Annotated in this window: 13 protein-coding genes; 9 read left to right on the forward strand and 4 right to left on the reverse strand. The window is 64.9% G+C overall.

Annotation, left to right across the window (positions count from 1 at the left end; all coding sequences use genetic code 11):
* Positions 1-9: 9 nt before the first annotated feature.
* Entirely contained in the window at positions 10-633 is a 624-nt protein-coding gene (locus H3H45_RS05820; protein ID WP_182832766.1) for a LysE family transporter, read from the reverse strand.
* A 68-nt stretch (positions 634-701) separates the two neighbouring features.
* Entirely contained in the window at positions 702-1487 is a 786-nt protein-coding gene (locus H3H45_RS05825; RefSeq protein ID WP_182832767.1) for an MmyB family transcriptional regulator, read from the reverse strand.
* A 124-nt stretch (positions 1488-1611) separates the two neighbouring features.
* Here H3H45_RS05825 and H3H45_RS05830 point away from each other — a divergent pair, with 124 nt between their 5' ends.
* Entirely contained in the window at positions 1612-2013 is a 402-nt protein-coding gene (locus H3H45_RS05830; protein ID WP_182832768.1) for a hypothetical protein, read from the forward strand.
* Between the two features lie 52 nt (positions 2014-2065).
* On the opposite strand, the gene H3H45_RS05835 is transcribed toward H3H45_RS05830, so the two are convergent.
* Positions 2066-3061 carry a sulfate ABC transporter substrate-binding protein gene (locus H3H45_RS05835; protein WP_182832769.1) on the reverse strand — a complete coding sequence of 332 codons (996 nt, stop codon included), beginning with the start codon at positions 3059-3061 and terminating at the stop codon, positions 2066-2068.
* Positions 3062-3278: 217 nt separating this feature from the next.
* Between H3H45_RS05835 and H3H45_RS05840 the strand changes: the two genes are divergently transcribed.
* From H3H45_RS05840 to H3H45_RS05870, 7 genes are all read left to right on the forward strand, one after another.
* The gene (locus H3H45_RS05840) at positions 3279-3917 is read left to right on the forward strand and encodes a peroxiredoxin (protein ID WP_182832770.1); all 639 of its coding nucleotides are present in this window, start codon (positions 3279-3281) and stop codon (positions 3915-3917) included.
* A gap of 9 nt (positions 3918-3926) precedes the next feature.
* Complete coding sequence (ssuE, locus tag H3H45_RS05845) at positions 3927-4520, forward strand: NADPH-dependent FMN reductase (RefSeq protein WP_182832771.1); 594 nt, start codon at positions 3927-3929, stop codon at positions 4518-4520.
* Positions 4521-4712: 192 nt separating this feature from the next.
* The gene (locus H3H45_RS05850; protein ID WP_182832772.1) at positions 4713-5687 is read left to right on the forward strand and encodes a sulfonate ABC transporter substrate-binding protein; all 975 of its coding nucleotides are present in this window, start codon (positions 4713-4715) and stop codon (positions 5685-5687) included.
* Between the two features lie 163 nt (positions 5688-5850).
* Positions 5851-6999: an FMNH2-dependent alkanesulfonate monooxygenase gene (ssuD, locus tag H3H45_RS05855; protein ID WP_182832773.1), complete on the forward strand. Its 1149-nt coding sequence runs from the start codon at positions 5851-5853 to the stop codon at positions 6997-6999.
* Between the two features lie 254 nt (positions 7000-7253).
* Positions 7254-8048, forward strand: a complete 795-nt coding sequence (ssuC, locus tag H3H45_RS05860; protein WP_182832774.1) for an aliphatic sulfonate ABC transporter permease SsuC — start codon at positions 7254-7256, stop codon at positions 8046-8048.
* Positions 8045-8845, forward strand: coding sequence for an aliphatic sulfonates ABC transporter ATP-binding protein (gene ssuB / locus H3H45_RS05865; RefSeq protein ID WP_182832775.1), 801 nt, complete (start codon positions 8045-8047; stop codon positions 8843-8845). Before ssuC ends, ssuB begins: the two co-directional genes overlap by 4 nt.
* 55 nt (positions 8846-8900) lie before the next feature.
* Positions 8901-9116, forward strand: a complete 216-nt coding sequence (locus H3H45_RS05870; RefSeq protein ID WP_013793202.1) for a TOBE domain-containing protein — start codon at positions 8901-8903, stop codon at positions 9114-9116.
* Between the two features lie 53 nt (positions 9117-9169).
* Here H3H45_RS05870 and dibA read toward each other — a convergent pair whose 3' ends face one another.
* Positions 9170-11434, reverse strand: a complete 2265-nt coding sequence (gene dibA / locus H3H45_RS05875) for a phosphodiesterase DibA (RefSeq protein ID WP_182832776.1) — start codon at positions 11432-11434, stop codon at positions 9170-9172.
* 177 nt (positions 11435-11611) lie between these two features.
* On the opposite strand from dibA, the gene desA reads away from it, so the two are divergent.
* Positions 11612-12796, forward strand: coding sequence for a delta-9 fatty acid desaturase DesA (gene desA, locus H3H45_RS05880; protein WP_182832777.1), 1185 nt, complete (start codon positions 11612-11614; stop codon positions 12794-12796).
* Positions 12797-12940 lie beyond the last annotated feature (144 nt).

Genomic DNA, 12940 nt, shown 5'->3' on the forward strand with positions numbered 1-12940 from the left:
CCGGTTTTTTTATGTGCGTTGCACGGACGACAAGGCTAGCCCCAGGCCCAGCGCCACCAGCACGCCACCGATGGCACGCTCGATATGATGCCGCGCGCGGGTGACGAAGCCACGCGCCGCCTCCGAGGACAATCCATACGCCACCAGGGCGAACCAGCCCAGGTGGGCAACTGCCATGAACAGGCCGTAGCCAAGCTGGGTCAGCACGGCGGTGTCCGGGCTGATCACCTGGCTGAACAGGGCGACCACGAACAGCGTGGTTTTGGGGTTCAGCGCATTGGTCAGAAAGCCCACGCGCAGCGCCTGCCAGTCGGACAGTTGCGGCGCTTGCACTGCCATTGCTGCCGGATCGGCTTTGCGGCTACGCAGCATGCCTATACCGAGCCAGATCAGGTAGGCCGCACCGGCGAACTTGACCAGGTTGAACAGCACGATCGATTGCGAGATCAGCAGGCCGATGCCGAGCATCGAGTAGGTCACATGCACCAGTACACCGAGGCTGATGCCCAGCGCGGTGAGCAGGCCGGCACGGCGCGAGAGGAACATGCTGTTACGGCTGACCATGGCGAAGTCGGCGCCGGGGCTGATCACTGCGAGCAGGGTGATGGTGATGACGGAAACAAGTTCGAGCATGGCGCGGCCTCGGCTGGGGGAGTCACCCTAGATGGGGGCAGCATGGCCGTAGCACAAGAGGTGACCGCTCAAGTTGCCGCCAGTTGCCGCAGGTAGGCGGCACTGTCTTCGTCTGCCGGGAAGAAGGTCTCCAGGGCCAGCTCGGCCAGGGTCACGTCATTGGGCGTACCGAATACCGTGGTGGTGCTGATCAGGCTGAGCACGCCCTGCTCGGTCTGGAACTGCAGCGGCATCAGCACGCTTTCCGGTGTCGCTTCGGCCTTCTCGACGGGGGCCGGGTAGCTCAGCAGCTCTTCCTGCAGGGCCATCAGCTGCGGGTCGCCGCTGATCTCGATGTCGTGCTGCAGGCGCATCAGCAGGTAGGCGCGCCACTGCGCCAGGTTGACGATGCGCGGTGCCAGGCCGTCCGGGTGCAGCGACAGGCGCAGCACGTTGAGCGGTGGTTCGAGCAGTGGCGCGGCCACGCCAAGCAGAAATGGCGCCACCGCACTGTTGGCGGCGAGCAGGTTCCACTGTCGGTCGATGGTCAGCGCGGGATAAGGCTCGTGGGCCTTGAGCAGCTGTTCGATGGCGCTGCGCGCGGCGGCCAGCGCCGGGTCATCCAGGCTGTGCTGGCTGAACAGCGGCGCATAGCCGGCGGCGGTCAGCAGGCGGTTGCGTTCGCGCAGAGGGATCTCCAGCTGCTCGGCCAGGTGCAGGAGCATCTCGCGGCTGGGCAGGGCGCGGCCGGTCTCGACGAAGCTCAGGTGGCGAGTGGAGATGTCCGCCTCACAAGCCAGGTCGAGCTGGCTCAGGCGGCGGCGCTGGCGCCATTGGCGCAACAGGGCGCCGACAGGGTAGGTGGCTGTATTCATGGTTCCGACGATAGACCAGGGTGCTCGGCACGGCCATTACCTGGCAGGTAATCGACGCGCCACGTGTAACGGGAGAACCCTATGCCCAGGCGCCAGTCCGGCGCTCTCATCTGGAGGATTCGCCATGCATACCCTCAATGCTTCCCCGCTGCTGCGTCGTGCCCTGCTCGCCGACGGCCTGGTCGGCCTGGGCACTGGCTCCCTGCTGGTGCTGGCTGCCGGCTGGTTCGCCGAGTTGCTGGCGCTGCCGCGCGAGCTGCTGCTCGGTGCCGGCCTGGCGCTGCTGCCACTCGGTGTGTTTCTGCTCTGGCTGGGTAGCGGCGAGCGGGTCAACCGCCTGCTGGTGTGGGTGGTGCTGGCGCTCAATGCGCTGTGGGTGGTCGACAGCCTGTTGCTGCTGGTCGCCGGCTGGGTCACGCCCAATCTGCTCGGGCATTTCTTCGTCATCGCCCAGGCGCTAGTGGTGCTGCTGTTCATCGAGCTGGAGCTGCTGGGGTTGAAACGCTCGGAACCGGTGGTGGCCTGAGCCTCATGCAAAAGCCCGGCACAGGGCCGGGCTTTTTCATTTCAGGCGCTGCTTACTGCCCGACGTAGATCTGGTCGAACATGCCACCATCCTTGAAGTGGGTGTTCTGGATCACCGGCCAGTCGCCGAAGGTCTGCACCACGTTGAAGAAGGTGACCTTGGGGAAGCGGTCGGCGAACTCGGTGAGGATCTTCTCGTTGCGTGGACGCAGGTAGTTGTTGGCGGCGATACGCTGGGCTTCCTCGGACCACAGGTACTTCAGGTAGGCCTCGGCCTCCTTGCGGGTACCTTTCTTGTCGACCACCTTGTCGACCACTGCCACCGGTGGCTCGGCCTCGGCGGAGACGCTCGGGTAGACCACTTCGAAGCTGCCACGGCCGAATTCGCGGGCGATCATCTCGGCTTCGTTCTCGAAGGTCACCAGCACGTCGCCGATCTGGTTCTGGATAAAAGTGGTGGTCGCGGCGCGGCCGCCGGTGTCGAGCACTGGAGCCTGCTTGAACAGCTTGCCGACGAAGTCCTTGGCGGCTTTTTCGTCGCCGCCTTTTTCCAGCACATAGCCCCAGGCCGACAGGTAGGTGTAGCGGCCGTTGCCCGAAGTCTTCGGGTTGGGTACTACCACCTGCACGCCGTCCTTGAGCAGGTCCGGCCAGTCCTTCAGGCCCTTGGGGTTGCCCTTGCGCACGATAAATACGGTGGCCGAGGTGAACGGCGCGCTGTGGTTGGGCAGGCGTTCGGCCCAGTCCTTGGGCACCAGGCCGCCATTGTCGGCGAGGGCATTGATGTCTGTGGCCATGTTCATGGTGATCACGTCGGCGGCCAGGCCGTCGATCACCGCACGTGCCTGTTTGCTCGAGCCGCCGTGGGACATCTGGATCTGCAGCGGCTTGCCACCTTCGGCCTGCCAGTGCTGCTGGAAGGCGACGTTGTAGTCCTTGTAGAAGTCGCGCATCACGTCGTAGGAGACGTTGAGCAGGGTCGCGGCCTGGGCGCTGGAGGCTAGCAGCAGGCCGGCGGCCAGCAGGGAAGGGGGCAGTAGGCGTTTCATCGGACGTCCTTGGAAGGAGGGGGAACGCAGCGACTATAGGAGAGCGTTTTTATTCTTTGAAAGAATAAATAATTAGATGCTTATGCTTTTCGCGTACGGTTGCGGCAACTCATTGCATATCTCCTTATGGAATAAATAAATCATTATTTATTCTTTTTATTCGATTTCGTTCCTGAGCATAGTGAGCACCACGCAACGACGCTCAAGGAGCAGCAGCATGACCATCCGCCTGGGCGACATCGCCCCCGACTTCGAACAGGACTCCAGTGAAGGCCGCATTCGTTTCCACGAGTGGCTGGGCAACAGCTGGGGCGTTCTCTTCTCCCACCCGGCCGACTTCACCCCGGTGTGCACCACCGAGTTGGGCTTCACCGCGAAGCTCAAGGACGAGTTCGCCCAGCGCGGGGTCAAGGCCATCGCCCTGTCGGTGGACCCGGTCGACTCGCACCTGAAGTGGATCGACGATATCAACGAGACCCAGCACACCACGGTCAATTTCCCGATCCTGGCCGATGCTGACCGCAAGGTCTCCGATCTCTACGACCTGATCCACCCGAATGCCAACGACACCCTGACCGTGCGTTCGCTGTTCGTCATCGACCCGAACAAGAAGGTGCGCCTGACCATCACCTACCCGGCCAGCACCGGGCGCAACTTCCACGAGATCCTGCGGGTGATCGATTCGCTGCAACTGACCGACAGCCACAAGGTCGCCACCCCGGCCAACTGGGTGGACGGTGACGAGGTGGTGATCGTGCCGTCGTTGAAGGACGAGGAAGAGATCGCCCGCCGCTTCCCGCAGGGTTATCGCGCGGTGAAACCCTACCTGCGCCTGACCCCGCAGCCCAACCGGTAAGGACTGGCCATGCACGTAGTTCTGCTGTCCGGCAGCCCCGCGGCGCGTTCGCGCACCGAAGTGCTGCTGGAACATGTCAGCCAGCGCCTGCGCGCCCAGCACGTCGAAGTGACCCTGCTGCGGGTGCGTGACTTCCCGGCCGAGGATCTGCTGCACGCCCGCTTCGACAGCCCGGCGGTGCAACAGCTGCAAGCCGTGGTGGCCAGTGCCGATGGCCTGGTGGTGGCAACGCCGGTGTACAAGGCCTCGATCACCGGGGCGCTGAAGGTGCTGCTCGACCTGCTGCCGGAGCGCGCCCTGGCGCACAAGGTCATCCTGCCGCTGGCCAGTGGTGGCAGCCCGGCGCACCTGCTGGCCGTGGACTATGCGTTGAAGCCGGTACTGGCCGCGCTCAAGGCCCAGGAGATGCTGCATGGCGTGTTCGCCGTGGACAAGCAGATCGCCTATGCCGAGGGCGAGCGTGCGTCGCAGCTGGATGATGAACTGATCGAGCGACTGGACGAGTCGGTGGAGCAGTTATTTGCCGCACTGGCTCGTCGCCCCCAGCCTATCGATCCACAGTTATTGAACGACCGGCTGGTGAATGCCCGCTGGAGTATTTGAAGACGCATTGTTGATTGTTGTAGGAGCCAGCTTGCTGGCGATCCGGGGCGATGGGGAGCAGACCAACTGCCATTGGATTCGCTGATCGCCAGCAAGCTGGCTCCTACAGGAACAACACCTAACCCCCGCCTTACTCGCCCGCCAACGGGCAAGCAGGTAGCCAACCAAGAAACCACAGCAAAGGAGAGCGCCATGCGCACTATCACTTTGCGTCGGAGCCTGGTCGCCCTGTTTGCCGCGGCCATTTCCTTCGGCGCTATCACCTCAGCACAAGCCGAGACCTTGCGGATCGGTTACCAGAAATACGGCACCCTGGTGCTGCTCAAGGCCAAGGGTTCGCTGGAGAAGCGCCTGGCCGACAAGGGCATCGAGGTGCAGTGGACCGAGTTCCCCGGCGGCCCGCAGCTGCTCGAAGGGCTGAACGTCGGCTCCATCGACTTCGGCACCACCGGCGAAGCACCGCCGATCTTTGCCCAGGCGGCCGGTGCCGACCTGCTCTACGTCGCCCACGAACCTCCGGCGCCGACCAGCGAGGCGATCCTGGTGCCCAAGGATTCGCCGCTGCAGTCGGTGGCCGAGCTGAAAGGCAAGAAAGTCGCCCTGAACAAGGGCTCCAACGTGCACTACCTGCTGGTGCGTGCCCTGGAAGACGCCGGTCTGCAGTACAGCGACATCCAGCCGGTGTACCTGCCGCCGGCCGATGCCCGCGCTGCTTTCGAGCGTGGCAGCGTGGATGCCTGGGTGATCTGGGACCCCTTCCTGGCGGCCGCCGAGCATCAGCTGCAAGCGCGCAGCCTGCGCGATGGCCAGGGTCTGGTGGCCAACCACCAGTTCTACCTGGCCGCCAAGCCCTACGCGCTGCAGAACCCCGAGGTGGTCAGCGTGCTGGTCGAGGAAATCCGTGGCATCGGCGAGTGGACCCGCGCCAACAGTGCCGAGGCGACTGACCAGGTGGCGCCGCTGCTCGGCCTGTCGCCGGCGATCACCCGCACGGCGGTTGAGCGCCAGGCCTACGGCGCGCAGTTCATCAGCCCCGAGGTGGTAGAGGCGCAGCAGCAGATCGCCGACACCTTCAGCGACCTCAAGCTGATCCCCAAGCGCCTGACCATCAAGGACGTGATCTGGACTCGGCCAGATGGACCGCCGGCCAAGGTGGCCCAGCAGTAACGGCCTTCCATCTGCCCCAGCCCCTCTCCCATAAATGGGAGAGGGTGGCCCGCAGGGCCGGGAGAGAGGACTGTCACTCAAATGCTTCGAGTAGCCCGGATGCACTCCGGGAAATCCCGCCCCGGATTGCATCCGGGCAACGCCTGAACAAGGAGACTCCTCCATGAGCCTGAATATTTTCTGGTTCCTGCCCACCCACGGCGACGGCAAATACCTCGGCACCGCCGAGGGCGCGCGCGCCGTCGATCACGGTTATCTCACCCAGATCGCCCAGGCGGCTGATCGCCTCGGCTTCGGCGGTGTGCTGATCCCCACCGGGCGTTCCTGCGAGGATTCCTGGCTGGTCGCCGCCTCGCTGATCCCGGTGACGCAACAGCTGAAATTCCTCGTTGCCCTGCGCCCCGGGATCATTTCCCCGACGGTGGCGGCGCGGCAGGCCGCGACCCTCGATCGCCTGTCGGGCGGCCGCGCGCTGTTCAACCTGGTCACCGGTGGCGATCCGGACGAACTGGCCGGTGACGGCCTCAACCTGTCCCACGCCGAACGTTACGAAGCCTCGGTGGAGTTCACCCGCATCTGGCGCCGCGTCCTCGAAGGCGAAACCGTCGATTACGCCGGCAAGCATATCCAGGTGAAGGGTGCCAAATTGCTCTACCCACCGATCCAGCAGCCGCGTCCGCCGCTGTATTTCGGCGGTTCCTCGGATGCTGCGCAGGATCTGGCCGCCGAGCAGGTCGAGCTGTACCTGACCTGGGGTGAGCCGCCAGCCGCGGTGGCCGAGAAGATCGCCCAGGTGCGTGAGAAGGCTGCCGCCCAGGGCCGCGAAGTGCGCTTCGGCATCCGCCTGCACGTGATCGTGCGCGAGACCAACGAAGAGGCCTGGAAGGCCGCCGACAAGCTGATCAGCCATGTCGATGACGACACCATCGCTCGCGCCCAGGCCTCCCTGGCGCGCTTCGACTCGGTCGGCCAGCAGCGCATGGCTGCCCTGCACGGCGGCAAGAAGGACAAGCTGGAAGTCAGTCCCAACCTCTGGGCCGGGGTCGGACTGGTACGCGGCGGTGCCGGCACTGCACTGGTCGGCGACGGCCCGACTGTGGCCGCGCGGGTCAAGGAATACGCCGCGCTGGGCATCGACACCTTCATCTTCTCCGGCTATCCGCACCTGGAAGAGTCGTACCGGGTCGCCGAGCTGCTGTTCCCGCACCTGGATGTCGCCCAGCCGGAGCGCCCGCAGAGCCGCGGCTACGTCAGCCCGTTCGGCGAAATGATCTCCAGCGACATTCTGCCCAAGGCGGCAGCGGCGAGTTGAAAGGCACCCTCTCCCCAGCCCCGCTCCGCGCCCCGGCCCTTCGCATGGCTCAGGGCGCTACAGCGGGCGAAGCAGGGCTTCGCTGTTTCCGCCTTCGCCCCATAAATGGGAGAGGGGGTTGGCGGGGTAGTGGTCGAGCTCGGCGTAGCCGGCAACATAGAACATCCCCTCGCCCCTCTGGGGAGAGGGTTAGGGAGAGGGGCGGAGCCATTGCCTCACTCCACCGCAACGAATCGAAGGAAGGAGCGTTGAGCATGTCGACGCAAACGCTACACAAAATTGGCCTGCGCCTGGCGCCCTGGGCCCTGCCGCTGGCGCTGCTGGCGGCCTGGCAGATCGCCGTGGTCGCCGGTCTGCTGTCCACGCGCATCCTGCCGGCGCCGAGCGCGGTGCTGGCGGCCGGCTGGGCGCTGCTTGCCAGTGGCGAGATCTGGACGCACCTGGCCATCAGTGGTCAGCGCGCGGCTATCGGTTTCGCCATCGGCGGCGGCCTGGGCTTGCTGCTGGGCTTTATTACCGGCCTGTCGCAGTGGGGCGAACGCCTGCTCGACAGCTCGGTGCAGATGATCCGCAACGTACCGCACTTGGCGCTGATCCCGCTGGTGATCCTGTGGTTCGGCATCGACGAGAGCGCGAAGATCTTCCTGGTCGCCCTCGGCACGCTGTTCCCCATTTACCTCAACACCTACCACGGCATCCGCAATGTTGATCCGTCGCTGGTGGAGATGGCGCGCAGCTATGGTCTCAAAGGTTTCGGCCTGTTCTGGCAGGTGATCCTGCCCGGCGCGCTGCCGTCGATCCTGGTTGGCGTGCGCTTCGCCCTGGGCTTCATGTGGTTGACCCTGATCGTGGCCGAGACCATTTCCGCCAGTGCCGGCATCGGCTACCTGGCGATGAACGCCCGCGAGTTCCTGCAGACCGACGTGGTGGTGCTGGCGATCCTGCTCTATGCGCTACTCGGCAAGCTGGCGGACGTTGCCGCCCGTGGCCTGGAGCGGCTGTGGTTGCGCTGGCACCCGGCCTACCAGGCCAAGGCAGGTGGCCAATGAGCGCCCTGCACAGCATTCGCCAGGGCATTCCCCTGGCCATTGAAGGTATTCACAAGTCCTTCGGCGAGCGCCAGGTACTGAACGCCATCAACCTGCATATCCCGGCCGGCCAGTTCGTCGCGATAGTCGGGCGCAGCGGCTGCGGCAAGAGCACCCTGCTGCGCCTGCTGGCGGGGCTGGATGCACCCAGCGGTGGCCAGCTGCTGGCCGGCAAGGGGGCCTTGTCCGCTGCCCGCGAAGACACTCGGCTGATGTTCCAGGACGCCCGTCTACTGCCGTGGAAGCGAGTGATCGACAACGTCGGCCTGGGCCTGTCCGGCGACTGGCAGCCCAAGGCCCGCGAGGCACTGGCGGCGGTGGGCCTGGCCGACCGCGCCCACGAATGGCCGGCGGCGCTGTCCGGCGGACAGAAGCAGCGCGTGGCCCTGGCCCGTGCGCTGATCCACCAGCCGCGCCTGCTGCTGCTCGACGAGCCACTCGGCGCCCTGGATGCCCTGACCCGTATCGAGATGCAGCAACTGATCGAGCGTCTGTGGCAGCAGCATGGCTTCACCGTGCTGCTGGTCACCCATGACGTCAGCGAGGCCGTGGCCATTGCCGACCGGGTGATCCTGATCGAGGACGGCCAGATCGGTCTCGATCTGCCGGTCGAGCTGCCGCGTCCGCGCCAGCGTGGCTCGGCGCGCCTGGCCGCGTTGGAAGCCGAAGTGCTCAACCGCGTGCTGGCGTTGCCTGAACTGCCGCCCCAGCCAGAACCCGTTTCACCCCTGCCCACGCAATTGCGCTGGGCGCTTTGAGCAAACCCCTGTCCCGGATTGCATCCGGGCTACCCATGATCCAAGGAGCAATACCATGACCATCAAAGCCATCAACGTACGCAACCAGTTCAAAGGCACCATCAAGGAAATCGTCGAAGGCGACGTGCTGTCGGAAATCGACGTGCAGACCGCTGCTGGCATCGTCACCTCGGTGATCACCACCCGCTCCGTGCGCGAGCTGGAACTGGGCGTTGGCAGCGAAGTAATCGCCTTCGTCAAATCGACCGAGGTGTCGATCGCCAAGCTCTGAGGCGCTTAGGGCGGTTACAACCCGTGATGCCCAGCACGCGGGTTGCACCCGCCCTACAAGGCGCTCGCCGCTGTCGCCAGCAACTGTTCGGCCGGCTGCGGGCGGCCGAACCAGTAGCCCTGGCCCAGGGTGCAGCCGAGTTCGCGGAGGAAGACGGCCTGTTCTTCCTGTTCGATACCTTCGGCCAGCACGCGCAGGCCCAGGCTCTGGCCGAGGGTGATTACCGCACGGGCGATGGCGGCGTCTTCGGCGTCGTTGGGCAGGCCGCGGACGAAGCTCTGGTCCAGTTTCAGCTTGTCCACCGGCAGGCGCTTGAGGCGCGCCAGTGAGGAATAGCCGGTGCCGAAGTCGTCGATGGCCAGGCGCACGCCCAGGCTGCGCAGGTGCTGCAGCAGTTCCAGGGCCCGATCGGGGTCGTCCATCACTGCGCTTTCCGTCACTTCCAGTTCCAGGCGCGCCGGGTCGAGACCGGTTTGCGCCAGGACCCGTGCGACGCGCAGGTCCAGCTCGCCACGGCTGAACAGGCGGCTGGAGACGTTGACCGCGACGAATTCCAGCTGTGCCCCCTGCTGCAGCCATTGGCACATCTGCAGGCAGGCTTGCTCCAGCACCCAGGCGTCGATGGCGCCGATCAAGCCGCTGTCTTCGGCCATCGGGATGAACTCGCCGGGCGGCACCAGGCCACGCTCGGGGTGTTGCCAGCGCACCAGAGCTTCGGCGCCAAGCATGCGCCCGTCGTCGAGGCGGTGGATCGGCTGGTAGTACACGCGCAGCTGGTTCTGTTCCAGGGCTTGGCGCAGCTCGGCCTCCAGTTTGACTCGCTGGCGCGCCAGGGTGGTCATATCCTGGCTGTAGAAGCTGAACGTCTGGCGGCCGCTGCTCTTGGCGCGGAACAGCGCCGAGTCGGCGTTGCGCAGCAGTTGCTCGACCGAGTTGCCGTCATCGGGGAACAGGCTGATGCCGATACTGGCGCCGATGAACAGAGTTTCGCCGTCGATGCTGAACGGCTCGGCAAGGCTGTCGAGCAGGCGCTGGGCCAGCTGCGAGGCCTGCTCGGCGTGGGCGCAGTCGTTGCTCAGCAGGCCGAATTCGTCGCCGCCCAGGCGCGCCAGGGTCAGCTGTTTGTCGAAGCGGCCACACAGGCGTTCGCCGATCTGCTTGAGCAACTGGTCGCCGGTATTGTGGCCAAGGCTTTCGTTGATGATCTTGAAGTGGTCGAGGTCGATCAGCAGCAGGGCGCCGCGCTGCTTGTCGCGCTGCAGCGCTTGCTCGATGCGTTCGCTGAACAGCAGGCGGTTGGGCAGGGTGGTCAGCGGGTCGTGGTGGGCCAGGTAATCCAGTTCGTGCTGCGAGCGCTTGAGCGCGCTGATGTCGGAAAACACCGCGACGTAGTGGCTGAGGTTGCCGGCTTCGTCGTGGATGCTGCGGATGCACTGCCACATGGGGAAGACTTCGCCGTCCTTGCGCCGGTTCCAGATCTCGCCGCTCCAGGCGCCACGTTGCTCCAGAGCGTGCCACAGGCTGTGGTAGAAGGCCGCGTCATGGCGCCCGGACTTGAACAGCTTGGGGCTCTGCCCGAGCACTTCATCGCTGCTGTAGCCGGTGATGCGGCTGAAGGCCGGGTTGACGTGGACGATGCGCTGCTCGCGGTCGGTGACCAGTACGCCTTCCTGGGTGCTGTCGAACACGGCGGCGGCCTGGCGCAGGCTTTCTTCGTCGGCGCGGCGTTGGGTGATGTCCACGGAGGTGCCGATAAAGCGGCTCGGCTCCCCCGCCTCATCGAGCAGCAACTGGCCCCGCGCCAGCAGCCAGCGGTAGTCGCCGTCACGGTGGCGCAGACGGTAGATGCCTTCGTAGTAGGGCGTGCGTTCGTCGAGCAGGGCTTGCAAGCGCTGGTTGGCCAGCTTGCGGTCTTCCGGGTGCAGGCGCTCTTCCCAGTCGCTGCGGCTGTTGCCGAACTGCTCGGGGGTGTAGCCGAGCAGGGCGCAGTAGCGCCGCGAGTAGAACACGTTCTGGCTCTTCAGATCCCAGTCCCACAGGCCTTCCTGGGCAGAGTCCAGGGCCAGGGTCAGGCGCTCCTCGCTGCGTTTGATATGGTGCCGGATGAGTGACTGCTCGCGCTGGTGCTGTATCAGTGCGGCGTACAGCAGCAGGCCGGTAAGCAGGACGAAGACACAGCCCTTGAGCAACTGGTAACGCACCAGGTGTTCGCGGTCGAGGCCGAGCTCGAGCAGCAGGGCATCACTGCCCAGCACCCAGAGCAGGGCGACGACAAGGTAAAGCAGGGTGAGCTGCAGCGGACTGCGTTGGAATTTCATCGGGAGAGAGGCCTGCCTGGGCGGCAAAAAAACGTGCGCGGGCGCACATTATAGATAAGTCGCCATCCAGAGTATTCCCTTCTAAGGGTGTACTGGCTTTATCCCTGCACTAAGAGATAATGCGGGCGAGCCTGCAATCCGGGCCGTCTCTCTCTTCCCTGCGAGGCAACACCTTCCATGTGGTACAACGGTTTACTCGACCTGTCGGTCTGGCAACTGGTGGCGGTCACCCTGGTGATGACGCACATCACCATCGTCAGCGTCACCGTCTATCTGCACCGCTACTCGGCGCACCGCGCGCTGGAGCTGCACCCCGCCCTCAAGCACTTCTTCCGTTTCTGGCTGTGGATGACCACCGGCCAGAACACCCGCGAGTGGACCGCCATCCACCGCAAGCACCACGCCAAATGCGAGACCGTGGATGACCCGCACAGCCCGGTGATCAAAGGTCTGAGCACCGTGCTGCGCACCGGCGCCGAGCTCTATCAGCAGGAAGCCAAGAACCCGGACACCCTGCGCATCTATGGCAAGAACTGCCCGGAAGACTGGGTCGAGCGTAACGTCTACAGCCGTTTTCCGATGGGCGGCATCATTGCCATGGCAGTGATCGACCTGGCCCTGTTCGGTGTGCTCGGCATGACCGTGTGGGCGATCCAGATGATGTGGATCCCGGTCTGGGCGGCGGGTGTGATCAACGGTCTCGGCCATGCCGTCGGCTACCGCAACTTCGAGTGCCGCGACGCCGCTACCAACCTGGTGCCCTGGGGCATCCTGATCGGCGGTGAGGAACTGCACAACAACCACCATACCTACCCGAACAGCGCCAAGCTGTCGGTGAAGAAGTGGGAGTTCGACATGGGCTGGGCCTGGATCCAGCTGTTCAGCTTCCTGCGCATGGCCAAGGTGCAGCGCGTGGCGCCGATTGCCCATCGCGTGGAAGGCAAGCGCAGCCTGGATATGGACACCGCCATGGCCATCCTCAACAACCGTTTCCAGATCATGGCGCAGTACCGCAAGCTGGTCATCGCGCCGCTGGTCAAGCAGGAACTGGCCAAGGCCGACGAGTCGGTACGTCATCAGTTCCGCCGCGCCAAGCGCCTGCTCTCGCGTGAGCCAAGCCTGCTCGACGAAACCCACCAGGCGCGCATCCAGCGCATGCTGGAGCAGAGCCAGGCACTCAAGGTGATCTATGAGAAGCGCCTGGCCCTGCAGCAGATCTGGGTCAAGACCAGCAGCAACGGCCACGACATGCTTGAAGCGATCAAGCAGTGGGTGAACGAGGCCGAGGCCAGTGGCATCCAGTCGCTGCGCGAGTTCGCCGAGCAGTTGAAGACCTATTCGTTGCGCCCGGCTACGGCCTGAGTTGCACCGAGATGAACGAGCCCGCCCTTTGGCGGGCTTTTTCATTTGCGCGGCCGCATTGCTCAGCCACGCAAATAAAGTGAACCGCTGGCACGCGAGACTACGACAGAGGGGTGACAGTCTTTTTCCCGGAGTGCCACCCGA

Source organism: Aquipseudomonas guryensis (assembly GCF_014164785.1).
In the GTDB taxonomy this organism is placed as follows: domain Bacteria; phylum Pseudomonadota; class Gammaproteobacteria; order Pseudomonadales; family Pseudomonadaceae; genus Aquipseudomonas; species Aquipseudomonas guryensis.